The following is a 24,383-nucleotide window of genomic DNA, read 5'->3' as shown; positions in this document are numbered from 1 at the left end:
AAGCCGGTTCGACGGCATGCTGCGCCGACAGGGTGAGCCGAGCCGCGGTTCAAACGCCGCGGGCTGATTCGCCTGGGCAAAACCGCATCGAAGGTCCTGGCCTGCCCGGTGGGACGTCGCCGGACCGTGCTGGGCTACCGGCCGGTCGGCTATATGGCCGTAATTGCGGCGCTGGGCGGCAAGGCCGCTCTGCGCCGCGGGGTGCATTTGAGGAGGATGCCGAGGCATCGGCGGGAGCTGCTCAATGTCCTCGTCCAGCTGACGTCGCCGTTCGCTCCGTCGTTGAGGGCGATCATCATTTCTCTCGGTCGACGCAACAAGTACACGACTGGCAACGCCGGTCGAAGGGGGCGGCATGCTGCGCCGGAAGAGGTGACCGTGCGGTCTCCGTCCGTGCGGGGGTCGTCTGTCCGGCAGCAGCTGGCTACGGCCGGCCGGCTGCGGATCAAAGGCTGAACTTCGCCTCATCGCTCTGGGTGGTTTCCGAGGTCTTGGAGCCCAAGGGTGCACACCAGGCCCAACGGTTCCCGCGGCGCGTTGTCGGCGCGAGGTAACTGGGTGGACGAGGCAGAGAGCCGCGTTCCGGGCGGCGGCCGCCGGCGCGGGGACGCTAGTCCCGAGGCGACTGCTTTCCGATCTCGAACTCGCCGCGGTCGGCGCGCTCGCGTACGCCGCGCCAGAACTCGAGGGCGGCGTATTCCATGCCGAGCCCGAGTTCCAGGGTGATCATCCGGCCGGCTACTTCCTCGATGTGGCCGAAGCGGCGCTGCATTTCCTCGTATTCGGCGATCCGGCGCTCGTGCTGCTCGACCTGACCCTTCGCGAGCTGTGCCACGTCGTCCGGTCCGGCCAGCTCGCTGAAGAACAGCTTGATCTCCGCTACGTCGCGCAGCTCGAAATGCTCGTCGACAGGCTCGGCCATCCAGCCGCGCAGCGCCTTCCGGCCGGCTTCGGTGATCGAGAACGTTTTGCGCCGGCGCCCCGAATCTTCCTCGTCGAGTTCCAGCAAGCCGGCTTCCTCGAGCCGTTTGGGCTCCGAGTACAGCTGCGCGTGCGGGAAGTTCCAGAAGTAGCCCACTGACCGGCCGATCGCGCGTTTGAGGTCGTAGGACGTGGAAGGACCGCGCAGCGCGATCATGCCGAGCACCACGTACGACGTCGTCGACAACCGAACCGTTGACATGCTCCGAACCATATCGTAGGTTCGCAACCATCCGAAACAGACGGTCGGAAGCATACCGTTTGTTACGGACGGTAGTTCCGGTCGGCACGACCGCTGTCGCGATGGAGGGACGGTCATGGATCTGGGCACGGTTCTGCGCTGGACGGCGGAGCGTTATCCCCGGCGCCGCGCGGTGGGCGGCAGAAGCCCCATGACCTATGCGGAGTGGGATGCGCACACCGACCGGCTGGCACGGGCGCTGGCCGAGCTCGGCGTCCGGCCCAGCGAACGGGTAGTGCTTTCGCTCGCCGGCGGCGAACCGCTGGCCAGCCTGCACCTGGCCGTGCAGAAGCTCGGCGCGGTCTCGGTGCCGCTGTCCTTCCGGTTCGCGCCGCCCGAACTTGCCTACTGCGTCGCCGACGCCGCGCCCGCCCTGGTGATCACCGACGCCTCGACCGCGGCTCTCGCGGACGAGGCGCTGGTTGGGCTGCCCCCGGTGGCCCGGATCGCCTCGGGGCCGCCGGGCGAGGACACCATCGAGCGCCGGGCGCTGGCTCAGCCGAGCGGCTCCCTGGGAATCCGAGTGTCTGATCAGGACACCAGCGTGATGCTCTACACCTCGGGCACCACCGGGAAGCCGAAGGGCGTGCCGCGCACGCACTCCGCCGAGCATCACGCGGCGATCGCGCATTTGATCCAGAGCGGACAGTCTCGCTTCGACGCCACGCTGGGCGTGATGCCGCTGTTCCACACGATGGGGCTGCGCACCCTGCTGGCCACTCTGGTCGGCGCGGGAACCTGGGTGCCGCAGGTGAAGTTCGACGCGGACGAGACGCTCGAATTGATCACCGCGGAGAGGATCGGTTCGCTGTACCTGGTGCCGACGATCTACTGGTCGCTGGTGCGCACCGGCCGGCTCGCCGAGGCGCGAACCGTGCGCAGGCTGGCCTACGCCGGCTCGTCGATGACGCCGGCGTTGGCCGAGCAACTCGCTGGCGCGCTGGAGCCGGAGTCGTTCGTCAACCACTTCGGCAGCACCGAGATCTACACCTTCACGATCGGCCCGGACGTCGTCGCGAAGCCGGGGTCGGCGGGCCGCGCCGGCCTCTTCTCCCGGGTCCGGCTGGTGGACCCGGATCCCGCGGCGCCGCCGGACGCCGAAGTGCGGCCGGGGGAGCAGGGTCAGATCGCCGTCTCGATGTCGAGTCCCGAGGCGTTCGCGGGGTACTGGCGCCGGCCCGACGCTGACGCCGGCTCCATTCGCGGCGGCTGGTATTTCCCCGGCGACCTGGCGATCGCCGACGAGGACGGGGACCTCTGGGTCGCCGGCCGAGTCGACGACATGATCAACTCCGGCGGCGAGAACATCTACCCCGAGGAGATCGAGGACGCGCTGATCCGCTGCGCGGCGGTGCGCGAGCTGGTCGTCGTCGGCATCGCGGACGACCGGTGGGGCCAGGCCGCCACCGCGTTCTTCGTCCCGGGTGACGGCATGACCCCCGAACACGCGACGGAAGTGCTGGAGACCTTCGTTCGCGAGCAGTCCGGGCTGCCGTCGTTGAAACGCCCCAAGCGGTTCGTCGCCGTCGAGACCATTCCCAAATCCGGGGTGGGCAAGATCCTGCGCCGCGAACTGAGCTCCGGCAACTATCGCGCGCTGTCCGACAGCGCCGCAGAAGCAGGCAGGTGAGCCGAATGACCGCAGTCTCCGACAAACCGGCCAGGAGGACAGCGCGGGTCGAGGACCCCGCGCTGCTCACCGGCCGCGGCAGGTTCCTCGACGACATGGACCCGTTGCCGGGCACGCTGACCGCGGCGATCGTGCGCAGCCCGCACCCGCACGCCCGGATCCGCGGCGTCGACCTCGAGCGGGCCCGCCGGCACCCCGGGGTCGCCGCGGTGATCGGTCCCGAGGAGGTCAAGGCGACGCTGCGGCCGTTCCCGCTGGCGCTCAAGACACCGATGCCGTACTACCCGACGGCGACGGACAAGGCGCGCTTCGTCGGCGAACCGGTCGCTGTCGTGGTCGCAGGCGACCGGTACCTGGCCGAAGACGCCGCGGAACTCGTCGAAATCGACTACGAGCCGCTGCCGCCGGTGGTCGACGTCGAGAAGGCGCTCCTGCCGGACGCGCCCCGGCTGCACGAGGACGCGGACGGCAACGTCGCGACCGACCGGACTTTCTCCTTCGGCGACGTGGACGACGTGTTCGCCAAAGCGGATCACGTGGTGAAGGGCAAGTACGACTTCCCGCGTTATTCGTCGACGCCGATGGAGTGCTACTCGGTCGTCGCCGAATGGCAGGACGAAGTGGACGGTCCGGCCATCCAAGCATGGGCGAACTTCCACGGCCCGTTCTCCATGGTGGCGGTGCTGGCCGGTGCCTTCGGACTGCCCGCGTCGCGGATCCGGCTGATGATCCCGGCCGACAACGGCGGCAGCTTCGGCATCAAGGCGGGAATCTATCCCTATGTCGCGCTGATGGCGCTGGCCAGCAAGCACGCGGGCCGGCCGGTGCGCTGGACCGAGGACCGCATCGAGCACCTGCTGGCCAGTTCCGCCGGGTCTGACCGGGCAATGCGGTTCGAGGCCGCGGTGTCGGCCGACGGCATCGTGCAGGGGCTGCGGGCTGACCTCGTGGACAACGTGGGCGCCTACCTGCGGCCGCCGGAGCCCAGCACGCTGTACCGCTGCTTCGGCAACATCACCGGCGCGTACAAGATCGACGCGGTCGAAATCCGCTCGCGTGCGGTGGTGACGAACAAGACGCCCACCGGACTCAACCGCGGCTTCGGCGGCCAGCAGCTGTACTTCGGCCTGGAACGGCTGATGGACAAGGTCGCCGAGACCTGCCGCCTGGACCCGGTCGAGCTGCGCAAGCGGAATTTCGTGCGGCACGAGGATTTCCCGTACGCCACGCCGACCGGCGGCATCTACGACTCCGGCGACTACGACCGCGCACTGGACCTGGTCGTGAAGAACGCCAACTATCAGGCGCTGCGGGAAAAACAACGGGAAGCCCGGGCGAGGGGCGAGTACTTCGGCCTCGGCGTGGCCACCATCGTCGACCCGTCCGCGACCAACATCGGCTACGTCGGCCTGGCCACCCCGGCCGAGCAGCGGGCGTCCGGCAGGGGCAAGTCCGGCTCTACCGAGCACGTCCGGATCAGCGTGGACCCCAACGGGCTGGTGTCGGTGCTGCTGGGCACCGTGCCGCAGGGCCAGGGCCACGCCACGGTCGCGCAGCAGGTGGTTGCCGAGCAGCTCGGCCTGCCTCTGGACCAGGTGCGCCCGATCGTCGAAATGGACACCGCCACCACGCCGTGGACCATCAGTTCGGGCAGCTACTCCTCACGCTTCGCGCCGCTGCTGACCAGCGCGCTGGTCGAGGCCGCGGAGAAGCTCGCCGAGACAGTCAAGATCGCCGGCGCCACCCTGCTCGGCGTCGCGGCCGAGGACGTGGAACTCGCTGAGGGGCACGTCCGGCAGCGCGGCGAAACGGGCCGGGCGGTCCCGTTCAAGCACGCGGCCGGGCTGGTGCACTGGGATCCCGGCGCGCTGCCGGAAGGCACCTCCGCGCGGTTGTACGAGGAGGCCGCGTTCACCCCGCCGCAGTCGAAGGCGGCGAGCCGCTCGGACCAGATCAACTCCAGCCTGTGCTACGGCTTCGTCGCGGAACTGGCCGTCGTCCGGATCGACCCGGACACCCGCGAGGTCAAGCTCGAGCAGGTGGTCACGGTGCACGACGCCGGCACGATCCTCAACCCCACGCTGCTCGAAGGCCAGGTGCACGGCGCGCTCGCGCACGCGCTGGGCGGCGCGCTGTTCGAGGAGATGCGCTACACCGACGCCGGGCAGCCCACCGCCACCTTCATGGACTACCTGTGCCCGACCACCGCCGAAACCACGTTCGAGCTCAACAGCGACCACCTGGAAACACCGTCGCCGCTGACCCGGCTCGGCGCGAAGGGCTGCGGCGAAGGCAGTTGCATGAGCCTGCCGGTCGCGATCGCCAACGCGGTCGCGGACGCGCTCGCCCCGGCCGGTGTGGACATCACCAGCCTGCCCCTGCACGGAAACGTGCTCCACGAGCTGCTGACCGGCAGCACCTCGCAGAACGAAAGGAACCACTGACGATGGCACTCACCGGAGGCGAGATCAGGCTCGACCGCGGCCACGAAGGCCGGGTCGCCTACCTGACCCTCGATCACGGCAAGTACAACATCATCACCTGGGAGACCCGTCAGGTGATGGCCGACCGGTTCGCCGAGATCGACGCCGACGACGAGATCAAGGTCGTGGTCGTCCAAGGCGCGGGGGAGCACTTCTCCTCCGGCGGCGACATCGCCGGGTTCATGGAGGTCGACCCGATCGACTTCACCGATCTGGGGCAGAACGTCACCGCCCCGGCACGCAGCCCGAAGCCGGTGATCACCGCGGTCGACGGCTACTGCTTCGGCGTCGGGCTCGAACTCGCGCTGTCCACCGACATCCGGGTGGCGACCCGGCGCGCCGAATTCGCGCTGCCGGAAATGCGGCTGGGCATGATCCCCGGCTCCGGCGGCACCCAGCGCCTCGCCCGGCTGATCGGGCTCGCCCGCGCGAAGTACCACGTGATGACCGCGTCCCGGATCAACGCGCAGCAGGCCGGGGACTGGGGTCTGGTGGCGAACGTGGTCGAGGACCGCGCCGCGCTGGACGCCGAGGTGGAGCGGATCGTGGGCGTGCTGCTCGGGTTCTCCCCGCTCGCCGCGCGCACCGCCAAGGAGGTGCTCGACAAGGGCGTGGACGCGCCGCTGTATTCCGGCATCGAGCTGGAGCGCAAGGCGTACTCGATGCTGCGCTCCAGCAACGACTTCGCCGAGGGCGTCGCCGCGTTCACCGAGAAGCGCGCGCCGAAGTTCCAGGGCCGGTGAGCTGACACCATGAAGGCCGCACCATTCGCCTACGTCCGGCCGTCGAGTCTGTCCGAGGCGATCGCCGAACTCGCGAGCACGGGCGGCGGCGGCAAGGTCATCGCGGGCGGGCAGTCGCTGGTCCCTGTGCTGGCCATGCGGCTCGCCCGCCCGGAAACCTTGGTGGACATCAATTCCGTCGCGGAGCTCGACCGGGTCGACATGGCGGACGGGTACCTGGAGATCGGCGCCACGGTGCGCCAGCGCCGGGTCGAACGGGACCCAGCGGCTGCCACGGTTCCCCTGCTGGGCATGGCGTTGCCGTGGGTCGGGCACCGGGAACTGCGCAGCCGGGGCACCGTGTGCGGGAGCCTCGCGCACGCCGATCCCGCCGCCGAGCTGCCAGCCGTGGCGTGCTGCCTGAATGCCGAGCTGACCGTGACCGGCACCGGCGGTTCCCGCCGGGTGCCGGCCCGGGAGTTCTTCTCCGGCGCGATGACCACCGCGCTCGGGCCAGACGACATCCTGACCGCGGTGCGCTTCCCGGCCGCCGCGGATCGGGAGGGCTTCGGGTTCGCCGAGATCGCCCGCAGGCACGGCGATTTCGCGCTCGCCGGGGTCGCGGTCCGGGTCCGGGTGCGCGGTGCGGAGACCGAGGCGGAGCTGACCGGGTTCGGCGTGTCCGATCGGCCGGTCACCCGCTCGGTCCGCGGCGAGCTCGCCACCGCGCTCGGTGAGTGCGGCGGCGACGTGCGCCGCCTGGCGAGCGCTCTGTCCGACCCGCTCGCGGCGGTGGCCGACGAACTGGTCGACACCGACGGCGACGCCCACGCGTCCCGCGACTACCGCCGCCGGCTTTTCCGCACGCTGGCGAGCCGCGAATTGTGCAAGGCATACGAGCGCGCTCGCAGGAGCGCCGGTGAGGTGACCTCGTGAAGACTGTTCCGGAAACGACCGAGCCCTTGGCGCAAAAAGGAAAACCGCGTGCGGTCAAGGCGGCCGCGGACGCCCTCGTCGAGGTCAGGATGACGGTGAACGGAACGCCTGCCGTGCTCAGCGTGCCCGCGCGACTGACGCTCGCCGACGCGCTGCGGGACCACCTCGGGCTCACCGGCACGCACGTGGGCTGCGAGCACGGCGTGTGCGGGATGTGCACGGTGCTCGTGGACGGGGAAGCGGCCCGGGCCTGCCTGCTGTTCGCGGTCCAGCTCGACGGGGCGGACATCGTCACCGTGGAGGGCCTGGGCCGGCCGGACGACCTGCACCCGCTGCAGGAGGCATTCGGCCGCAACCACGCACTGCAGTGCGGGTTCTGCACCCCTGGCTTCTTGATGAGCTCGTACGACCTGCTCAGCAACAAGCCCGAAGTGACCGAGGACGAACTGCCCGAGGAACTGTCCGGGGTCATCTGCCGCTGCACCGGGTATCGCAACATCCTTGCCGCGGTCGAGGAAACCCGGGCTGCGCACCCAGACGGCATTCCCGCCCCGGGCAACTGCGCACACCGCGCGCTTGTCGGCCGGGCCAGCGGTCAAGCGGGCAGCACCGACGGCCGCGACGCCGATGAGGACAGCAACGCCGCCGAGACCCGCCGGGTCGACATCGTGCTGCCGGACGGCGATCCGACGATCGCGGTCGACATCAAGACCGAGATCGGCGTGCCGGTGGACGCGGTGTGGCGCGTGTTCGACGATGTGTCGCTGCTCGCCCGGTGCCTGCCAGGAGCAGAGCTCACCGAGGACCTGGGCGAAGACCACTATGCCGGCCGCGCCCGCGTTTCGGTGGGCCCGATCAAGCTCGCGTTCAAAGGGGTGGCGCACGTCGTCGAGCATGACCGCGCCAGTCAGCGGTTGCGCGTGCTCGCGCAGGGGCAGGACACCGGCGGAGCGCAGACGCAGGCCGACATCGTGCTGCGCACCGAGGCCACCGCCGCCGGCACCGCGATGCGGGCCGAAGCCCAGGTGTATCTCACCGGGCGCATCGCCCAGTTCGGCCGCGCGCTGGCCGGGGACGTGAGCCGGCGCATGTTCGAGCAGTTCGCGGACGCCCTTCGCGAAGCCGCGACCTCCGGGCAGGCGCCCAGCGGCCCGGTCAAAGCGCCGAGCGCGCTCAAACTTCTGTTCGCTCCGCTGTTCGACCGGATCCGGAAAGCTCTGCGTCGCACGCGCCGGAAGTCCCGCTGATCCGGATTCGCGGGCAGGACTTCACGTTTCGGATTCCTGTCCTGGTTCTCGCTGTCCTGTCCCGTCTCCCGTGAGGGGAAAACCTTGACACCCGATATCGCACCACGGTCAAAGTCGCCTCGTGCCGCGGTATTCGCATCCGTCGCCGGCTGGTCCTTCGACTTGTTCGACCTGTTCCTGCTGCTCTACGTGGCCGGACCGATCAGCAAGAACATCTTCCCGAGCACCAGTCCGACCCTGGGTATCGCCGCGGTGTTCGGCTCGTTCGCGGTCACCGTCGTGATGCGCCCGGCGGGCGCCGCGATCTTCGGTGAGCTGGCCGACCGCAAGGGACGCAAGGCCACCATGGTGCTGGTCATGGGCGGCGTCGGCGTCACCACCGCCGCGATGGGCCTGGTCCCGCCTCACGCCGCGGTGGGCGTGCTCGCCCCGATCTTGTTCCTGGCGCTGCGGATCGCGCAAGGATTGTTCGTCGGAGGCGTCACCGCGACCACGCACACGCTCGGCACAGAAAGCATCGGCGCGCGCTGGCGCGGCTTGATGAGCGGGCTGATCGGGGCCGGCGGAGCGGGCCTCGGTGCCGCGCTGGCCAGCCTGGCCTACATCGTGGTCTCGGCGATCTTCACCGGCCCGGCATTCGACCAGTGGGGCTGGCGGGTGCTGTTCTTCTGCGGACTGCTCAGTGCGCTGCTGAGCTTGTTCGTGCTGCGCAAGGTCGAGGAATCTCCGGAATTCGAAGGGAAACAGCGGGCTCCGGCGCCGTTCCGGGAACTGGTTCGGGGCCGCGGAAAGAAGATCCTCGCGCTCAACATCGCGGTGGCCGCCGGCGGCGGCGCGCAGTACTACCTGACGTCGGGGTATCTGCCCACCCTCCTCAGCGAGGTGGTGCGGGTGCCGGCAGGTCAGCGCGGCGCCATCCTGCTGATCAGCAGCGTCGTGGTGATCGGGGCGGCGATCGGGGCGGGCGAACTGAGCGAACGGCTCGGCCGCCGCCGCACCATGATCGGGTTCGGCCTGTGCAACCTCTTCGCGTTGCCGTTGCTCACCTGGGGCATCGCCTCCGCCGGAGGCCATCGCGGCGCGGTCGTCGCGGTGCTGTGCGTGATCATGGTGATGCTGTCCAACGCCGCGTACTCGCCGCTGATGATTTTCCTCAACGAGCGGTACCCGACCGCGTTGCGGGCCAGGGGCACCGCAGTGAGCTGGAACCTCGGCTTCATGCTGGGCGGGCTGATGCCGACCGTGGTGAGCCTGCTCAGCCCGGCTCTGTCGGACGTTCCCTCGCGGCTCGTGATCTTCTTGGCGGGGGCGACTCTGGTGTTCGTCATCGCGATCGTGGCCAGCCCGGAAACCCGGGGCGCGCTCGATCGTGAGCGCGGCACCCGGACCGCGGCCGACGACGCCACTCCCGTCTGACAGTGGCGGTGCGGGACGGCTGCCCTCGCGGCTTGGCTGACCGGCGAGGTCTCGCGAGGCCCACCGCATGACGCGGTGAAGATTCCTGGGCAACGGATGCCCATGCGCCGCTCCGCCAACGCCGCGGCCGGCACGCCGCCGCGGTTGAGTCCAGCGGGGACAACCGATCCTGCCAGCAGGTGCCCGCCACTGGTCTGACCACTTGACCAGTGGCCGCGCGCGTCGTACGGTCCGCGCATGCACTTGCAGCCGGTCGCTCGACGGTCCGTTCCCGACGAGGTCTACGACCAGCTCCTCGGCGAGCTGATGGCGGGCGATATGGCCGCCGGTGAGCGGCTGCCCAGCGAGCGCCGGCTCGCCGAGGTCCTCGGGGTGTCGCGCCCGGCAGTCCGCGAGGCGCTGCAACGGCTCTCCCATGCCGGATACGTCGAGGTACGACAGGGCGACACGACCACCGTCCGCGACTTCCGCCGACACGGCGGCCTGGACCTGCTCCCGCGCTTGCTGGTGGTGGGGGGCCGGATCGACCTCACCGTCGCGCGCAGCATCCTCGAGGCCCGGGCGTACGTCGGCCCGCGGATCGCCCAGCTCGCCGCGGAACGCAGGGGCGCGAAGCTGGCGAAGCCGCTGCAGCAGGCGGTGGAAGCGCTGGAGTCCGACCTGGATCCGGTCGCGCGTCAGCGTGCTGCGCTGGACTACTGGCAGGTTCTCGTCGACGGCGCCGACTCGATCGCGTTCCGGCTGATGTTCAACAGCATGCGCGCGGCGTACTTGCCGCTGATCGATGCCCTCGCGCCGGTGATGTCCGCTGAGGTCGACCAGATCGACACCTACCGGCGGATAGCCGAGGCAGTGACCTCCGGCGACGGCGGTACGGCGCGTGACCGTGCCGCGCAGCTGCTTACGTCGGCGACCGATGCGCTGACCTCGATGATCGACACCTTGCAGGAGGACCCGTCGTGACCGACCATGTTGAGCGACTCGCGCAGGAACGGCTGAGTGCGGCCGAGCGTGATCTGGCGCGCCGACCGGCAGTGACGCTCGGCGCGACGTGGCGCGCGTTCTGGCGCTATCCGTCTCCGTGGATGATCAGCGCCGTTCTCGTCGGTGTGCTGGCCGGTCGTCTCGTCGTCGGGCAGTGGGCACTCGGCGACTTGTGGGCACCGCTCGTTCTCGTCGCGCTCTACCCCTTCATCGAGTGGACTGTCCACGTCTTCATCCTGCACTGGCGTCCCCGCCGGATCGCCGGGCTGTACCTCGACACCCGGCTCGCCCGCGACCACCGGCGCCACCACGCCGAACCGCGCGACGTACCGCTGGTGTTCGTGCCCTGGCGTTCACTGATCTGGGGCATCCTCATCGTCGGCTGCGCACTCCCGATCGGGGTCGGCCTGCTGGTCGGGGCGTCCCCGGGCGAGATCCTGTCGTTCATGCTCGCCGAGGCGGTCACCTTCGGGATCTACGAGTGGACGCACTACCTGATCCACAGCGACTACCGGCCGAAATCACGCGCCTACAAGGCGATCTGGCGCAACCACCGGCTGCACCACTACAAGAACGAGCACTACTGGTTCTCGATCACCACGAGCGGCACATCGGACCGCGTGCTCGGCACTCATCCGGACCCGGCGAAGGTGCCCACCAGCGGCACCGCGAAGAACCTGCACGGAGAGGTCGCGTGAGCGGCCGGTCGCGTACTCGCTCGGCCGGTGCTGTCGACCGTCGCCGACCTGGCCCTCTCCAAGCGGAGCATCCTGCGAGGGTCGACGGCGGTAGCTGGGCCGCTCGGCCGTTGTCGCTGGACTTGGAAGACCGGCGACAACAAGCACATCGTGTCCCAGGTCAGCCGCACCGCGGCGGACACGATCACCGAACGAGTCCCTCGCCGGCACCGACGCCCGGCCCAACTACGGGTACGACGGCGCGGGACGCCTGACCGAGGCGTGTGTCACCGGCGACCACTCCGCCTGCGACTACGCCGCCGCATCCGCGACCTGCCCACTGGCACTCAGGCCAACGCCGGCCTCAACACCAACCGGATGCGCCTGCTCGACCAGACCGCATCCGGAACCGCAAAACCCGCTACTGCTACGACGCGGCCGACCGGCTCCTGGCGACCGAAAGCGCCACCGCCCTGACCGGGTTCACCTCCGATGCCGACGGCAACACCGCCAACTGGAAAGCCGCCGACGCGCAGCACCTTTTCCGACGACATGCCTGGCCCTCTCTGTGTCATTTCTTGCTTTCGCCTGCCTCCACGGTCAGCGCCGGGCCGGTGATCCGCTTCGCCGCGTCGGACACGAGGAACGACACGACATCGGCCACGTCGCGTACCGGCATCGCATCGGCTGGTCTCAGGTTGTAGCGCATGGCGTCGCCGAGTTCTTTGTGTTCCTCGAGCCATTGCGGGTAGAACTCGTCGTTGGACATGGGGGAGTGGACCCCGGTGGGGTGGATGGTGTTGACCCGGATGGACTCCGGTGCCAGCTCGCGCGCGAGCGTCCGCATGAGGCCGACGATGCCGTGTTTCGCCGCCGTGTAGTGCGTGCAGCCCGCGACTGCCTTCAGCCCGGCGATCGACGACGTGAAGACGACGGAGCCGCCGCGGCCGCCTGCCCGGATGTGCGGGATGACCGCCCGGCGGGATGTGAACCGAAGCAGGCGGCCTGGCTCGACCTTCGGATGTTCCCGCAGAGCACGACGCTCGCGGCCGTCGGCCACGGCCTGGGCACCTGCGCGGCAGTCGCTCGCCTGGCTACCGCCAGGTCATCCGCGAGCACTGAAGGTGCGAGACAACGAGATCACACCATGCGGGGCTGTCGCTGGGCTCCTCGACCTGGTGCTCCGGCCAGCCAGCTGGGGACTGCCCGGGAACCGGTGTCCGCTTTCGCGCACTTCATCGCCTGCAAGGAGTGAGCTGGCGGCGGGCCTTGATCAGGCATCCTCGCCGAACTGGGCAAGCAGCCACTCGCGGAAGACCTTCGGGCTGTCGCGATCGCGGCGGCCGTGTCGGCGTGCGCAGACTCGCCGATTTCGACGGTTTCCGCGAAGGGCTGGACCAGGATGAAAGACATGGCGGTGACGACGCAGCGGGCGCGCCAGGAAAGGGCGATCACGGTGGGAACGGTGGTCAGGTCGCCGTGGACGGCTAGGGCACCGGTGGTCTGCACTCTGGCCGATCCGGCCGGCGGTGGCCATGTTGTCTGCGGTGAGCAGCAGCTGCTCACCGACCTCGACGACACCCGGGCTCTGCTGGCCGACTGCTCTGCGAAACCTGTTTCTCCGAGGAGCATTGGAAAAACAAGGCCGAAGGCCCCATTCACAGTGCACCCCCCAGCACCTTCCAGGCCCTGGTGGCCACGTGCAGGTTGAGCCGGTTGTCGACGTCATTCAGGTCGAGGTCCGTGATGTCCCGGATCCGGCCCAGACGGTAGCGGAGGGTGCTGCGGTGGATGACCAGGGCGGACGCGGTCTCGTCGTAGTGTCCGCCGCATTCGAGGTACTGTGCCAGCGTCTGGACCAGATCCGTGTTCTTGTGCTCGTCGTAGTCGAGCAGCCGGCCCAGCCATTCCCGCACGTACGCCACGATTTCGGCGCGATTTTCCCCGCTGTCCAGAATGCGATAGAGGCCCAGCTGGTCGAAGGTCGTCGCACCATCGGGCGACCCCGATTTCCGGCGGATGTCCAACGCTCGCATCGCTTCCGAGTAGGACCTCGGAAAGTCGCCAGGGCGGTCGCACCGGCCACCGATCCCGGTGGCGCCGACGCCGCCGAGGTCCGCCGAGAGCAGGCGATACAGAGCCTCCCCTTCCGGGCAGCCGCTGGCGAGGAGCACCACCACACCCGAGTGCCGCGAGATCATCGAGCTCAGCTGGAGCGATGCGGCCGCCCGGCCCACGGCTTCGGCGACGGCGTCGTCGGTCTGCTCGCCGTCCCAGCAGACGACGATCACGCAATGTGGACCGCGCAGGTCGTGCCCGAGCGCGTCGGCGCGAGCGTACGCGCTTTCGTCGTCGGTGCCGATGATCAGGTCATCGACCAAGTCACGGTGCAGGCGCAGCTCGACCTCGACGAGACTGCGCAGGTGGGACAGCTCCAGCGCCAGCACCGTCGTCGCGTATTCGAGCGTGAATATCTCGTGGGCGCCTACGGTGTTGCGCGGGTCCACCAGTGCGACCACAGCGAGCACCTCGTACCGCGGTTTGACCAGGGAGAGCACCCGATTCTTCTCTCGGATCGGGTGGGGGACCGCCGCGGCGCGCCTGAGGAGCTCCTCGCGCTGGTGGGCCTCGTTTTTCGGGTACGGGTCGGGCTTGCCGGGGCCGGCCCAGGCCCGCAGGTTGCCGAATCGGTCCTCGATCGCGACCGGCAACGATGTCAGCTGGTGCACGGCGTGGGCGATGCCGGGCTCGCCCGCACTCGACACGGCGATATCGCTGAGCACCTCGTGCACGTGCGTCTGCTGTTCGAGCCGGGCGACCGAGGCGGACAGCCTGCGGTTGAGCTCCTGCAGTTCGAGCGCATGCTCGCGCTCCCGCCGGTGAAGCGAGGCGTTCACCAGCGCACTCGCCGTCTGCCGGCCGAGCGCCTCAAGCAGGAAGAATTCGTCCTTGGGCGGCTCCACCGCCGCGTGCACCGCCAGGTAACCCAGCAGGCCGTCCAGCCCCCGCAGCGCGAAGCCCCAGCACCAGTCGCCGTCGGGGAGGACCAGCGGGCCGCTGACGCCGTCGAGGAGCCAGACCTGCCGGTCAAGCTCCGCGTCCGGCTCCATGTCGTCACGACGGCGGAGTGCGCCGCCGATGAACAGATAGACCGCCTTGGCGCAGCAACTGCTCAACGACGAGACGGAGGCGCCGGCCAGCCGCATGATGCCGTCGGCTTCCCGGCCGTCGATCATCCTCGTCGAGACGGCGAACAGCCCGCGCAGATTCGACTGCTGGCCACGCCACCAGTCATCCGTCTTTTGTGGAATCTCGTGAGCTCCGTCGCCAGCCTCCACGGGTGACATCGGACCTCCGGCCGTCGACTGGCCACAACTTTACAACGACTGGTCGTGCTCTGCCGGGGCGATCGCGCGCATGAAATTTCGGCCTGCCAGGCGCACGCGCGGGCACTGCCGTCCTTGCCATCGTGGGTGTCGCGTGGGGAGAGATCGCCGTCGTCGAGGACCCGGCCACCAAGCCGAACACCGTGACCGTGTCGTGCGCCCCGGCTACGGGACCGACCAGCACCAACTGCGGCCGACGGCCGTGGCGGTGTCCAGGTTCCCGCGGTTGAGGGCCGGTGGCCACCGATTTCTAGGACGCCCCTCGGTGTCGGTGCCGGCCAGGAGGCCGAGCTCGAACTGACGGTCGAGGAGGCCTGCCGTGGCGGGCGGCGGCCACTGAGCATCGCCGGTCAGGGCGGGCGAGCCTCCGGGAACACCTCGCCCGGTGACCTCATACCCTCGTGGTGCGGATCAAGCCGAATCCTCACTGCCGCTTGTCAGGGCGCGATCTTGCGGCCGAGCTGCCGGTGTCGCCCGGCGGTGAAGTGAAGGCACGGGGTCGTGCCCGGCTCGGGATACGGAGGCTGATCACGACGGGATCGGGCTGCAGACTGGTGCCGTGCGGGCCCTGGTAGCCGATCGGAGCCGCTCTCGTGATCGACAGAGACCGACTCTGCGTGCCAGAGTGGATGGCGTGAGCAATGAGCGCGTGATGACGGAAGTGTCCGGAGCGGAAGCCGAGTTCACGCAGCTGCGCCAGGAGTTCCGCAGCAAGGGGCTTGGGGGGCGGGTCGGGTTCGGCGAGCGGCCGGCAGTGCTCGTCGTGGACATGGTCCTCGGGTTCACCGACCCGCGTTCACCGCTGGCCGGACCGCTCGATCCGCAGGTCGAGGCGATTGCCGCTCTGCTCGAACCGGCCCGCGAGGCGGGTTTCCCGGTGCTGTTCTCCACGGTCGCCTACGAACCTGGGCTGGGGGATGCGGGTCTGTGGATCCGCAAGATCCCGTCCAATCGGATGCTGGTCGAGGGCTGCGAGTGGGCCAGGGTGGATCCGCGCCTCGACCGTCGGCCGGGCGAGCCCGTGGTGGTCAAGAAGTTCGCCTCCTGCTTCTTCGGCACCGACCTGACGGCCCGGCTCACTGCAGCGCGCGTCGACACACTGCTGGTGGCGGGCTGCACGACCAGCGGGTGCGTCCGGGCGACGGTCGTGGACGCCTGCTCGTTCGGTTTCCACACGATCGTTGTCGAAGAAGCGGTCGGGGACCGCGCGGCATTGCCGCACGCGGCCGCGCTATTCGACATGGACGTCAAGTACGCCGACGTCGTCGGGCTCGACGAAGCCTGCGCCGAGGTGCGCAAGCGCGCTCCGGCCGGTCCGCGCGACACGCGGCGGCGCTAGGGTCTCTGCTGTGAAGAAATCCGTACCGGGGGAGGGGGAGGTCGTCGGGCCGAAGCCCCCGCAGTACCCGATCGAGTCGGTGGACAACGCGCTGAAGATCCTCTTGCTGTTCGGCGAGCGGTCCGAGGTCCGGATGACCGAGATCAGCGAGTACCTCGGCGTTGCTTCGTCCACAGCGCACCGGATGCTTGCGATGCTGCTCTACCGCGGGTTCGTGCGCCAGGACCCGGACACCAAGGTCTACCGGCCCGGGACGGCGCTTACCGGCGTGGCGTATTCGATCCTGCAGCGCTTCGACTTCCGCAAGGCGCTGCGGCCGTTCCTCGAACGGCTGAACACCGACCTGCGGGAGACTGTCCACCTCGGCCTGCTCGACGGAACCGTGGTGCGGTTCATCGACGCGATCGAGAGTCCTCAGGGTGTCCGGGTCGCTTCGCGGCTCGGGATGTCGATGCCCGCCACCTCTACCTCGACGGGCAAGGCGATGCTCGCGCGGATGTCGCGGGCGGAGGTTCACGCGTTGTACCCGGGGGAGGACCTGGACGGGCTTACGGAGAAGAGTGTCCGCAGTCGCGCCGAGCTGGACGAGCAGCTGGAGCTCATCCGGAAGCAGGGGTTCGCGGTGAGCTCCGAAGAGAGCGAGCCGGGGGTGTCCTCAGTCGCGGTAGCGTTCGCGCCCGACCGCGCCCCTGCTCGGCTGGCCTTCAATGTTTCCCTGCCCACCTCCCGGATGTCCAAGGCAGACCAGGTCCGGATCGGAAAAGCTTTGCAGGCAGCCGTTCTCGACGCGGAAGCCGTGCTGCACGGCTGACCCGTCCCTCGCGTTGCGACGCCCCCGCCCGGTTTCCGGGCGGGGGCGTCTTGCATTTCCGCCGCCGCCTTGACACGACGAGATCCGTCGATAATTCTGTTGTGCGGATAGCTACTCTGGCAGACAGAGAAAGATCAAGGAGTCGTCGATGACCGACCTGGACCTCGTACTGGGGGATGTGCGTCGCGGGATGATCCCCGCGCACATCTACAACGACGAGGAGATCTTCCGGCTGGAGAAGGAGCGCATCTTCAGCCGCGCCTGGCTGTTCGTCGGACACGAGTCCGAGATCCCCCAGAACGGGGACTACGTGGTGCGCCGAGTGCTCGAAGACTCGTTCATCCTGTCCCGCGGCGAAGACGGCCAGGTCCGCGCCATGTTCAATATGTGCCTGCACCGCGGCATGCAGGTCTGCCGCGCGGAGATGGGCAACGCGAGCCACTTCCGCTGCCCGTACCACGGTTGGTCCTACCGCAACGATGGCCGGATCGTGGGTCTGCCTTTCCACCAGGAGGCTTACGGCGGCGAGGCCGGTTTCCGGCGCAAGGGCCAGACCCTGCTGCCCGCGCCTTCGCTGGACACCTACAACGGCCTGATCTTCCTGAGCATGGACCCGGATGCGCCGCCGCTGCGCGAGTACCTCGGGGACTTCGCATTCTTCCTCGACTACTACACCGGCCAGTCTGCCAGCGGGATCGAGCTGCGCGGGCCGCAGCGCTGGCGGGTCAAGGCGAACTGGAAGATCGGTGCGGAGAACTTCGCCGGCGACATGTACCACACGCCGCAGACCCACACCTCCGTCGTCGAGATCGGGCTCTTCCGCGAACCGAAGGCGGAGAAGCGCAAGGACGGCAACACCTACTGGGCCGGCAACGGCGGCGGCACCACGTACAAGCTGCCGCCGGGCACGCTGGAGGAGAAGCTGCGCTACGTCGGCTACCCCGACGTGATGATCGAGAAGATGAAGCAGCAGTGGTCCCAGGACCAGCTCGAGGTGATCGGCCGCGACGGCTTCATGATCTCGGCGGCGTCGCTGTTCCCGAACATGAGCTTCGTGCACAACTGGCCCAAGGTCGAGGACTCCGACGAAGTCCTGCCGTTCATCTCCATTCGCACGTGGCAGCCCGTCGGCCCGGACGAGACCGAGGTCCTGTCCTGGTTCGCGGTGGACGCCGAGGCTCCGGAGGAGTTCAAGGCGCTGTCCTACAAGGCTTATCTGATGTGCTTCGGCTCGACCGGCATGTTCGAGCAGGACGACGTCGAGAACTGGGTCTCGCTGACCAACACCGCGGCCGGCACCATGGCGCGGCGGCTGCTGCTCAACAGCCGGATGGGCTTGCTCGAGGACGGCACAGAAGTCGGGGCGCCGCTGACCTGCGAGCAGTACGCCGGCCCGGGCGAGGCCCACGTTGGCTATGGCGAATACAACCAGCGGCACCTGCTCAACCGGTGGGCGGACCTGCTGGAGAAACCGGCAGAGAAGGTCTCGCAGGTCGCTGTCTCGAACGTCCGGGCGGAGGGGAACGCATGAGTGCCGAGACCGATCCGGGCACCCGGCCTACTGGCAACGGCGGACCGTACTCCGCCGACTCCCGCCTCGGCGGGCACGCGCCGCGCACCGGGCGCACCGGCCGGGCGCTGCCCTTCGACGACCGCCGGCACCTGCAGGCCCACCACTGGATGGTGGAAGAGGCCTACCTCCTCGACGCGCAGCACTACGAGGCCTGGCTCGACTTGCTGACCGAGGACATCCACTACCTGATGCCGGTGCGGGTCACCACGGCGAAAGCCGCCGGGTTCGACTCCGCCCCGCACATGGCGCACTTCGACGAGAACAAGTACTCGCTTTCACGCCGCGTCGCCCGCTTCGGCACCGAGCACGCGTGGACCGAAGATCCGCCGTCGCGGCTGCGCCACCACGTCACCAACGTGCGGACCTTCGCCACTCCGAACCCGGACGAGCTGATCGTGGACACCGCCATCCTGCTCTACCGGAGCCGGGGCGACGTCCGCGAGGCTTCAGTGCTCTCCGCGGGCCGCGAAGACCTCCTTCGCAAGGCCGGCGACGGCTGGCGGCTCGCCCGCCGCACGATCCTGGTGGACGACTCGGTCCTGCGCACGCAGAACCTGGCGGTGTTCCTGTGACCCGGACCGGCCTGCAGTGGGAAGGCGAAGCCGAAGACGCGGCCGCCGCGGTTGCGGCCGCTGCGGAGCTGCGCGAGCTGAAGGCCCGCCAGAGCGGGGACGCCATCACGATCGGCAACGAGTTCTCCGAAATCCGCGTATCGCGGGTCGAGACCCGCAATGGCGCCCGGCTGCTGGTCGAGGCGCCGAAGTCCGGCCAATGGGTGGCGCTGTGCCCGCTCGAAGTCGAGTCGCTGACCTGGCAGAACGCGGAAACGTTCTCGGCCATGATCGGCCACCCCTTCGGTCCCCTGCTCGAGGAGGAGACATGAGCGACTGGCTAGCCGGCAAGCGCGCGCTGATCGTCGGTTCCGGCTCCGGAATCGGCCGCGCGGTCGTCGACGCCTACCTCGCCGAAGGCGCGCGGGTGGCGGTCCTCGAACGGGATGAAGCCAAGTGTGTCAAGCTTTCCGCGGAGATCCCGGGACTGCCGGTGGTCACCGGGGACGCCACGACGCGGGAAGCGAACGAGGAAGCCGTCGCGACGGCGGTGTCGGCGTTCGGCGGGCTCGACGTCCTGGTCAACTGCGTCGGGGTGTTCGACTTCTACCGCGGCATCTGCGAGCTCGACGCCGACCAGATCGACGACGCGTTCGACGAGATCTACCGCGTCAACGTCAAAAGTCACCTGCACGCGGTGAAAGCGGCGCTGCCCGCGCTGCGCGAGAGCGGCGGCACGATCATCCTCACCGAATCCACCTCGGCCTACTACCCGGGCCGCGGCGGAGTGCTCTACGTCTCGACCAAGTTCGCGGTTCGCGGGCTGGTCGTGGCGATGGCCCACGAGCTGGCACCCGGCATCCGGGTCAACGGTGTGGCGCCCGGCGGGACCCTCAACACCGACTTGCGCGGCATCGGCAGCCTCGGGCAGGACGAGCGCAGGCTGAACGACACCCCCGGCCGCGCGCGCGAGCTGGCCGCGCGAGTGCCGCTGCAGGTCGCGCTGTCCGGCGAAGACCACGCGTGGAGCTATGTGTTCCTCGCCTCGGACCGCTCGCGCGGCGTCACCGGCGGGGTCGTGCACCCCGACGGCGGCATCGGCATCAAGGCTTAGTTCTGCGAAGGAGACATGACATGGCGATCGTGAAGGCCGATCTCGAGGCGTGCCAGGGCTACGCGAACTGCGTGGTCGGCGCGGACGACGTGTTCGACATCGACGACGACGGGATCGTAATGTTGCTCAAGGCGACGGTTCCGGACCAGGACCGGGCCCGGGTCGAAGAGGCGGCCCGCAGCTGTCCGGTCTCGGCGTTGGCGGTGGCAGACGAGTGACGGCCCGCACCGTGATCGTCGGGGCATCGATCGGTGGTGTGCGGACCGCCCAGGCCCTGCGCGCCGCGGGTTACTCCGGCGCGATTTCGCTCGTCGGCGACGAAGACGCGCCGCCGTACGACAAGCCACCGCTGTCCAAGGCCCTGCTCGCCGGCACGGTCACCGAGGACAGCGTCGGGCTCCTCACCCCGCAAGCCGCGGCCGAGGCAGGCATCGAGCTGGTGCTGGGCCACGCCGCGACCGGCGTCGGCGACGGACAGGTGCTCCTCGATGACGGCACCGAACTGCCATACGACGATGTGGTCATCGCCACCGGTGCCCGCGCCCGGCCCTCGCCGTGGGGCACCCCGCCCGGAGTGCACGTCGTCCGCTCGCTGGCGGACGCCCGCGCTCTCGGAACCGCGCTGCGCACGGGCGGACCGCTGGTCGTCATCGGTGCCGGGTTCATCGGCGCCGAGGTCGCCGCGACTGCGCTCGGCATGGGCGCGTCCGACGTGACCGTCGTCGACCCGGTGCCGGTGCCGCTCTCGCGCGTGCTCAGCCGCGAGGTCGCCGCCGTGTTCGGCGAGCTGCACGCCAGCCGGGGGATCACCACCCGTTTCGGCATCGGGGTCACCGGCATCCACCCCGACGGCGACCGGCTCGCCGTGGCGCTCGACGACGGCACCACGCTGGCCGCCGCAACGGTCGTCGTCGGCATCGGCGCGGTGCCGAACGACGACTGGCTGGCCGGCAGCGGGATCGCCACCGACGACGGCGTGCTGTGCGACAGCCGGTGCCGCTCGATCGTCGACCCTCACGTCTGGGCAGTCGGGGACGTCGCCCGCTGGTGGCACGCCCGGTACGAACGCACCGTCCGATTCGAGCACTGGACCAATGCGGTCGAGCAGGCCGCGTGCGTCGCCCACAACATCACCCATCCCGAGAGCCTGCGGACCTACACGCCCACCGAGTACGTCTGGAGCGACCAGTACGACTGGAAGATCCAGTTGGTCGGACGCACCGGCGGCGATGTCCACGAGCGGGTCGACGGCGCCGGGCCGGAGAAGTTCGCGGTGCTCTACGCAGACGGGGACCGCTTCGCCGGCGCTCTCACGGTCAACTGGCCCAAGGCGCTGATCACCTGCCGTCGAGTGCTCAACGCAGCCGGCGCGTCCTTCGCCGACGTCCGTGCGCAGGTTGAGAACGCCCGGCCCGTGGGGGCCCGATGAGCGCCCCCGCGCCGCCGTCGGCGGAACTGGAACCCCTCCGCGTGCTGATCGCCGAGGCCTGCCGCGTGCTGGCCGGACGGGGCTTGGCCGAAGGGATCCTCGGACACCTCAGCTTGCGGATCGACGACCGCAGGCTCCTCGTGCGCTGCCGGGGCCCGCGAGAACGCGGCCTCGGCTACACGGTGCCGGACGACATCCGGCTCGTCGACCTCGACGGCGGAGAGGGCGCACCCGGCGAGCTCGCCGGTTACTCCCCGCCGAACGAGCTTCCGCTGCACACCGAAGTCCTGCGCTGCCGACCGGAGGTCGAGGCGGTGCTGCACGCGCACCCACCGGAGGTCGTCGCCGCAGACCTCGCCGGTCTCCGGATCCGCCCGATCGTCGGTGCCTTCGACATCCCCGGGACGCGGCTCGCGGCCGGCGGCGTGCCCGTGCACCCGCGCGGCGTGCTGGTGCGCACCCGCGCCCTGGCCGAGGAAATGGTCGAATCCATGGCCGGACGGCCCGTGGTCATCCTGCGCGGACACGGGCTCACCAGCGCGGCCGACACCGTCGAGCAGGCAGTGCTGCAGGCGATCAGCGTGGACGGGCTCGCCCGGCTTTCGCTGAAGGTCGTCTCCGCCGGGGGCGTCCTCACCGATCTGCCCGACGCCGACCTGGCCGAGCTGCCCGACCTTGGAGCCGGCTTCACCACGGCGACAGCCTGGCGGCACGAGGTCGCCCGGCTGCGCGGCGTGCTGGAGCCCGACCGCACCTGACCGACCTGACGTCCCCACCATCACCGAGGAGCGATCAATGCCGACCCGCTCACGAGGCCCCGGCCCGGCCATCCCTGTCCGGTCGAGACCGTTCGCCATGCTGGCCGCGGTCGCCGCGCTGGCCACCGGATGCGCGACGGCCGCCGGCGCCCAGCCGGTCTACACGATCGGCGTGATCACCAGCCAGACCGGTGCGTCGAGTCAGCTCGGCCTCGGCGAACTGCAGGGCGCCCAGCTGGCCGCGGACGCGATCAACGCCCGCGGCGGCGTCAACAAGCGCCAGATCCGGCTCGAAGTCGCCGACGACCAGAGCACACCCGTCCAGGCGGTGCTGCAGGCCCGCCGGATGATCGGCACTGTCGATGCGATCGTAGGCCCTTCGGTGTCCTCGACCTGCAACGCGATCACCCCGCTCGCCGAGAGCAGCCGCACCGTCGTCTACTGCCTCTCACCCGGGATCAAGCCGAAGCCCGGCAGCCACGTCTGGTCGGCGAGCGTCGCGACATCGGATCTGATCCAGCGCACGCTGCAGCACTGGCAAGCGGCCGGCATCACCGATATCGCGATGCTGAACAGCACCGACGCCAGCGGGCAGGAAGGCCTCGCGTCGTTCCACACCGCGCTGACCCGCCTGCCCGGGATGCACTCGGTCGCCGAAGCCAACTTCGAACCCGGCGCCGTATCGGTGACCTCGCAGCTGCAGACGATCGCCGCCGCCAGACCGAAGGCGCTGATCGTGTGGTGCACCGGAGCAGCCGCCGCGGTCGCGCTCAAGGGCGTCACCCAGCTCGGCCTGCGGATCCCCGTGGCCACCACCGACGGCAACCTCAGCTACGCCTTCCTCAAGCGCGTCGCCGACTACACCCCGCCGGAACTGCTCATCCCGGCCACCCAGGACTTCTGGTGGGAACAGTCCGATCGCGGCGGCGACGCCCGCGCGCTGGAGGAGTCCTACCACCGGGACTTCGAAGCCCGGTTCGGCGCGAAGCCCGACTTCGGGCCCGGCGTGGGTTACGACGCCGTGCGGGTCCTGGCCGACGGCCTGGGCGCCAACGGCGGCGATCCCACCTCGCTCAAGGAGACCCTCGAAACGCGCACGAACGTCGTCGGGGTCGTCGGCACCTACAACTTCGCCCCGGGCAACCACCGCGGCCTCGGACTCTCCGACGTGGCGATGGTGCGCGTGCGCGACGGCAGCTTCGAACCCACGGACAGAAGGTGACGGCGATGAACCTCTCCTCCAGCATCCAGGTGCTGTTCGGCGGCCTCGTCGACGGCTGCGTCTACGCCCTCATCGCGGTCGGCATGTCGCTCGTCTACTCGATCACCCGGGTCATCAACCTCGCCCAGGGCGGATTCGTCGTCCTCGCCGCGCTGCTCAGTGTGTCGCTGCAGCAAGCCGGCCTGCACCCGCTGGTCGCGCTGCTGGTTGTGGTCGCGGTGCTAGCTCTGGGCATGGCGGCGGTCGACCGGGTGGTGCTGCTGCCCGCCGCGCGAAGAGCGACCCCGGACCGCCTCCTGCTGGTCACCGTGGGCCTGCTGCAGGCCGTCGGCGGGGTCCTGCTGCTGGTCTGGGGCAACCTGCCCTACACCGGAAAGCCGTTCACCACCGGCGCGCCGATCGTCCTCGCCGGGATCGCGATCCAGCGCCAGCAGCTGTGGATAGCCGCGATCCTGCTGGTCGCCGTCGTCGCGCTGGGCCTGCTGCTCACCCGCACCGAGCTGGGGCTCACCATGCGGGCCACCGCATCCCGGCCGGACTCGGCCCGGCTGGTCGGCGTGGACGTCGACCGGGTGCGGCTGCTGGCGTTCGTCCTGGCCGGCGCCATCGCGGCGCTGGCCGGCTCGGCCGTCGTCCCGATCACCTTCCTGCAGTTCGACACGACCACCTCCTACGCGGTCTCTGGCTTCGTCGCCGCCGTAGCCGGTGGGTTGGGCAGCGTGGGCGGCGCGGTCCTCGGCGGGTTGCTGCTCGGCGTCGCCGAAGGAGTGCTGGCGCGCTTCACCGGCGCGTCGTTGGCCGAGGTCGCGGCCATCGGCCTGATGATCGTCCTGCTGCTGGTCCGACCGTCCGGCATCCTCGGCCGCACCGCGGAGGTCCGCCG

23 protein-coding genes are annotated in these 24,383 nt (G+C 69.7%); 20 read left to right on the top strand and 3 right to left on the bottom strand.

Features of this window, described 5'->3' with window-relative positions; genetic code table 11:
• Window positions 1-108 precede the first annotated feature (108 nt).
• Window positions 109-456, top strand: a complete 348-nt coding sequence (locus tag H5411_RS27995; RefSeq protein WP_134667175.1) for a hypothetical protein — start codon at window positions 109-111, stop codon at window positions 454-456.
• A gap of 154 nt (window positions 457-610) precedes the next feature.
• Here the strand turns inward: H5411_RS27995 and H5411_RS27990 are convergent, their stop codons facing one another.
• Window positions 611-1,183, bottom strand: a complete 573-nt coding sequence (locus H5411_RS27990; RefSeq protein WP_167442034.1) for a PadR family transcriptional regulator — start codon at window positions 1,181-1,183, stop codon at window positions 611-613.
• A gap of 115 nt (window positions 1,184-1,298) precedes the next feature.
• On the opposite strand from H5411_RS27990, the gene H5411_RS27985 reads away from it, so the two are divergent.
• The 8 genes from H5411_RS27985 (at window position 1,299) to H5411_RS27950 (ending at window position 11,338) form a co-directional block, all read left to right on the top strand.
• A complete protein-coding gene (locus H5411_RS27985) occupies window positions 1,299-2,852 on the top strand; it encodes a class I adenylate-forming enzyme family protein (RefSeq protein ID WP_183125542.1) in 1,554 nt (517 codons plus the stop codon).
• A 5-nt stretch (window positions 2,853-2,857) separates the two neighbouring features.
• Window positions 2,858-5,296, top strand: a complete 2,439-nt coding sequence (locus H5411_RS27980; protein ID WP_183125541.1) for a xanthine dehydrogenase family protein molybdopterin-binding subunit — start codon at window positions 2,858-2,860, stop codon at window positions 5,294-5,296.
• A gap of 2 nt (window positions 5,297-5,298) precedes the next feature.
• Window positions 5,299-6,078: an enoyl-CoA hydratase/isomerase family protein gene (locus H5411_RS27975; protein ID WP_183125540.1), complete on the top strand. Its 780-nt coding sequence runs from the start codon at window positions 5,299-5,301 to the stop codon at window positions 6,076-6,078.
• Window positions 6,079-6,087: 9 nt separating this feature from the next.
• Window positions 6,088-6,993 carry an FAD binding domain-containing protein gene (locus tag H5411_RS27970; protein WP_183125539.1) on the top strand — a complete coding sequence of 302 codons (906 nt, stop codon included), beginning with the start codon at window positions 6,088-6,090 and terminating at the stop codon, window positions 6,991-6,993.
• Window positions 6,990-8,240: a xanthine dehydrogenase family Fe-S subunit gene (locus H5411_RS27965; RefSeq protein WP_183125538.1), complete on the top strand. Its 1,251-nt coding sequence runs from the start codon at window positions 6,990-6,992 to the stop codon at window positions 8,238-8,240. The genes H5411_RS27970 and H5411_RS27965 overlap by 4 nt, the downstream gene beginning before the upstream one ends.
• Window positions 8,241-8,402: 162 nt before the next feature.
• Window positions 8,403-9,656: an MFS transporter gene (locus tag H5411_RS27960; protein ID WP_220817570.1), complete on the top strand. Its 1,254-nt coding sequence runs from the start codon at window positions 8,403-8,405 to the stop codon at window positions 9,654-9,656.
• 237 nt (window positions 9,657-9,893) lie between these two features.
• Window positions 9,894-10,619: a FadR/GntR family transcriptional regulator gene (locus tag H5411_RS27955; protein ID WP_183125536.1), complete on the top strand. Its 726-nt coding sequence runs from the start codon at window positions 9,894-9,896 to the stop codon at window positions 10,617-10,619.
• Complete coding sequence (locus H5411_RS27950; protein WP_183125535.1) at window positions 10,616-11,338, top strand: sterol desaturase family protein; 723 nt, start codon at window positions 10,616-10,618, stop codon at window positions 11,336-11,338. Before H5411_RS27955 ends, H5411_RS27950 begins: the two co-directional genes overlap by 4 nt.
• Before the next feature lie 550 nt (window positions 11,339-11,888).
• On the opposite strand, the gene H5411_RS27945 is transcribed toward H5411_RS27950, so the two are convergent.
• Both H5411_RS27945 and H5411_RS27940 read right to left on the bottom strand, forming a co-directional pair.
• The gene (locus H5411_RS27945) at window positions 11,889-12,377 is read right to left on the bottom strand and encodes an SDR family oxidoreductase (RefSeq protein WP_183125534.1); all 489 of its coding nucleotides are present in this window, start codon (window positions 12,375-12,377) and stop codon (window positions 11,889-11,891) included.
• A gap of 598 nt (window positions 12,378-12,975) precedes the next feature.
• Complete coding sequence (locus tag H5411_RS27940) at window positions 12,976-14,664, bottom strand: PucR family transcriptional regulator (RefSeq protein WP_183125533.1); 1,689 nt, start codon at window positions 14,662-14,664, stop codon at window positions 12,976-12,978.
• Between the two features lie 673 nt (window positions 14,665-15,337).
• On the opposite strand from H5411_RS27940, the gene H5411_RS27935 reads away from it, so the two are divergent.
• The 11 genes from H5411_RS27935 to H5411_RS27885 all read left to right on the top strand — a co-directional run.
• A complete protein-coding gene (locus H5411_RS27935; protein ID WP_220817569.1) occupies window positions 15,338-16,042 on the top strand; it encodes an isochorismatase family protein in 705 nt (234 codons plus the stop codon).
• A 10-nt stretch (window positions 16,043-16,052) separates the two neighbouring features.
• Window positions 16,053-16,853: an IclR family transcriptional regulator gene (locus H5411_RS27930; RefSeq protein WP_312878633.1), complete on the top strand. Its 801-nt coding sequence runs from the start codon at window positions 16,053-16,055 to the stop codon at window positions 16,851-16,853.
• Window positions 16,854-17,001: 148 nt separating this feature from the next.
• The gene (locus H5411_RS27925) at window positions 17,002-18,384 is read left to right on the top strand and encodes a Rieske 2Fe-2S domain-containing protein (RefSeq protein WP_183125532.1); all 1,383 of its coding nucleotides are present in this window, start codon (window positions 17,002-17,004) and stop codon (window positions 18,382-18,384) included.
• Window positions 18,381-18,998, top strand: a complete 618-nt coding sequence (locus H5411_RS27920; RefSeq protein WP_183125531.1) for a 3-phenylpropionate/cinnamic acid dioxygenase subunit beta — start codon at window positions 18,381-18,383, stop codon at window positions 18,996-18,998. Before H5411_RS27925 ends, H5411_RS27920 begins: the two co-directional genes overlap by 4 nt.
• Window positions 18,995-19,309, top strand: a complete 315-nt coding sequence (locus H5411_RS27915; RefSeq protein WP_312878632.1) for a hypothetical protein — start codon at window positions 18,995-18,997, stop codon at window positions 19,307-19,309. The genes H5411_RS27920 and H5411_RS27915 overlap by 4 nt, the downstream gene beginning before the upstream one ends.
• Window positions 19,306-20,091, top strand: coding sequence for a 3-(cis-5,6-dihydroxycyclohexa-1,3-dien-1-yl)propanoate dehydrogenase (hcaB, locus tag H5411_RS27910; protein WP_183125530.1), 786 nt, complete (start codon window positions 19,306-19,308; stop codon window positions 20,089-20,091). The genes H5411_RS27915 and hcaB overlap by 4 nt, the downstream gene beginning before the upstream one ends.
• Before the next feature lie 20 nt (window positions 20,092-20,111).
• Entirely contained in the window at window positions 20,112-20,309 is a 198-nt protein-coding gene (locus H5411_RS27905; protein ID WP_183125529.1) for a ferredoxin, read from the top strand.
• Window positions 20,306-21,520: an NAD(P)/FAD-dependent oxidoreductase gene (locus tag H5411_RS27900; protein ID WP_183125528.1), complete on the top strand. Its 1,215-nt coding sequence runs from the start codon at window positions 20,306-20,308 to the stop codon at window positions 21,518-21,520. Before H5411_RS27905 ends, H5411_RS27900 begins: the two co-directional genes overlap by 4 nt.
• Window positions 21,517-22,278 (top strand): 3,4-dihydroxyphthalate decarboxylase, encoded by a 762-nt coding sequence (gene phtC / locus H5411_RS27895; RefSeq protein ID WP_183125527.1) that lies wholly within the window; start codon window positions 21,517-21,519, stop codon window positions 22,276-22,278. The genes H5411_RS27900 and phtC overlap by 4 nt, the downstream gene beginning before the upstream one ends.
• A gap of 37 nt (window positions 22,279-22,315) precedes the next feature.
• Complete coding sequence (locus tag H5411_RS27890) at window positions 22,316-23,500, top strand: ABC transporter substrate-binding protein (RefSeq protein ID WP_183125526.1); 1,185 nt, start codon at window positions 22,316-22,318, stop codon at window positions 23,498-23,500.
• A gap of 5 nt (window positions 23,501-23,505) precedes the next feature.
• Window positions 23,506-24,383, top strand: an 878-nt coding sequence (locus H5411_RS27885; protein WP_183125525.1) for a branched-chain amino acid ABC transporter permease, incomplete at its 3' end; no start/stop codon positions are given.

This window comes from Amycolatopsis echigonensis (genome assembly GCF_014174495.1).
Taxonomy (GTDB): domain Bacteria; phylum Actinomycetota; class Actinomycetes; order Mycobacteriales; family Pseudonocardiaceae; genus Amycolatopsis; species Amycolatopsis echigonensis.
Note: the sequence above shows the minus strand (reverse complement) of the source record. Positions and strands in the feature narration are given on the sequence as shown.

Bases quoted from the DNA above. Each gene is read 5' to 3' on its own strand.
- H5411_RS27990 (WP_167442034.1), bottom strand. From the start codon at position 1,183: ATGTCAACGGTTCGGTTGTCGACGACGTCGTACGTGGTGCTCGGCATG.
- H5411_RS27985 (WP_183125542.1), top strand. From the start codon at position 1,299: ATGGATCTGGGCACGGTTCTGCGCTGGACGGCGGAGCGTTATCCCCGG.
- H5411_RS27980 (WP_183125541.1), top strand. From the start codon at position 2,858: ATGACCGCAGTCTCCGACAAACCGGCCAGGAGGACAGCGCGGGTCGAG.
- H5411_RS27975 (WP_183125540.1), top strand. From the start codon at position 5,299: ATGGCACTCACCGGAGGCGAGATCAGGCTCGACCGCGGCCACGAAGGC.
- H5411_RS27970 (WP_183125539.1), top strand. From the start codon at position 6,088: ATGAAGGCCGCACCATTCGCCTACGTCCGGCCGTCGAGTCTGTCCGAG.
- H5411_RS27955 (WP_183125536.1), top strand. From the start codon at position 9,894: ATGCACTTGCAGCCGGTCGCTCGACGGTCCGTTCCCGACGAGGTCTAC.
- H5411_RS27940 (WP_183125533.1), bottom strand. From the start codon at position 14,664: ATGTCACCCGTGGAGGCTGGCGACGGAGCTCACGAGATTCCACAAAAG.
- H5411_RS27925 (WP_183125532.1), top strand. From the start codon at position 17,002: ATGACCGACCTGGACCTCGTACTGGGGGATGTGCGTCGCGGGATGATC.
- H5411_RS27920 (WP_183125531.1), top strand. From the start codon at position 18,381: ATGAGTGCCGAGACCGATCCGGGCACCCGGCCTACTGGCAACGGCGGA.
- hcaB (WP_183125530.1), top strand. From the start codon at position 19,306: ATGAGCGACTGGCTAGCCGGCAAGCGCGCGCTGATCGTCGGTTCCGGC.
- H5411_RS27905 (WP_183125529.1), top strand. From the start codon at position 20,112: ATGGCGATCGTGAAGGCCGATCTCGAGGCGTGCCAGGGCTACGCGAAC.
- phtC (WP_183125527.1), top strand. From the start codon at position 21,517: ATGAGCGCCCCCGCGCCGCCGTCGGCGGAACTGGAACCCCTCCGCGTG.
- H5411_RS27890 (WP_183125526.1), top strand. From the start codon at position 22,316: ATGCCGACCCGCTCACGAGGCCCCGGCCCGGCCATCCCTGTCCGGTCG.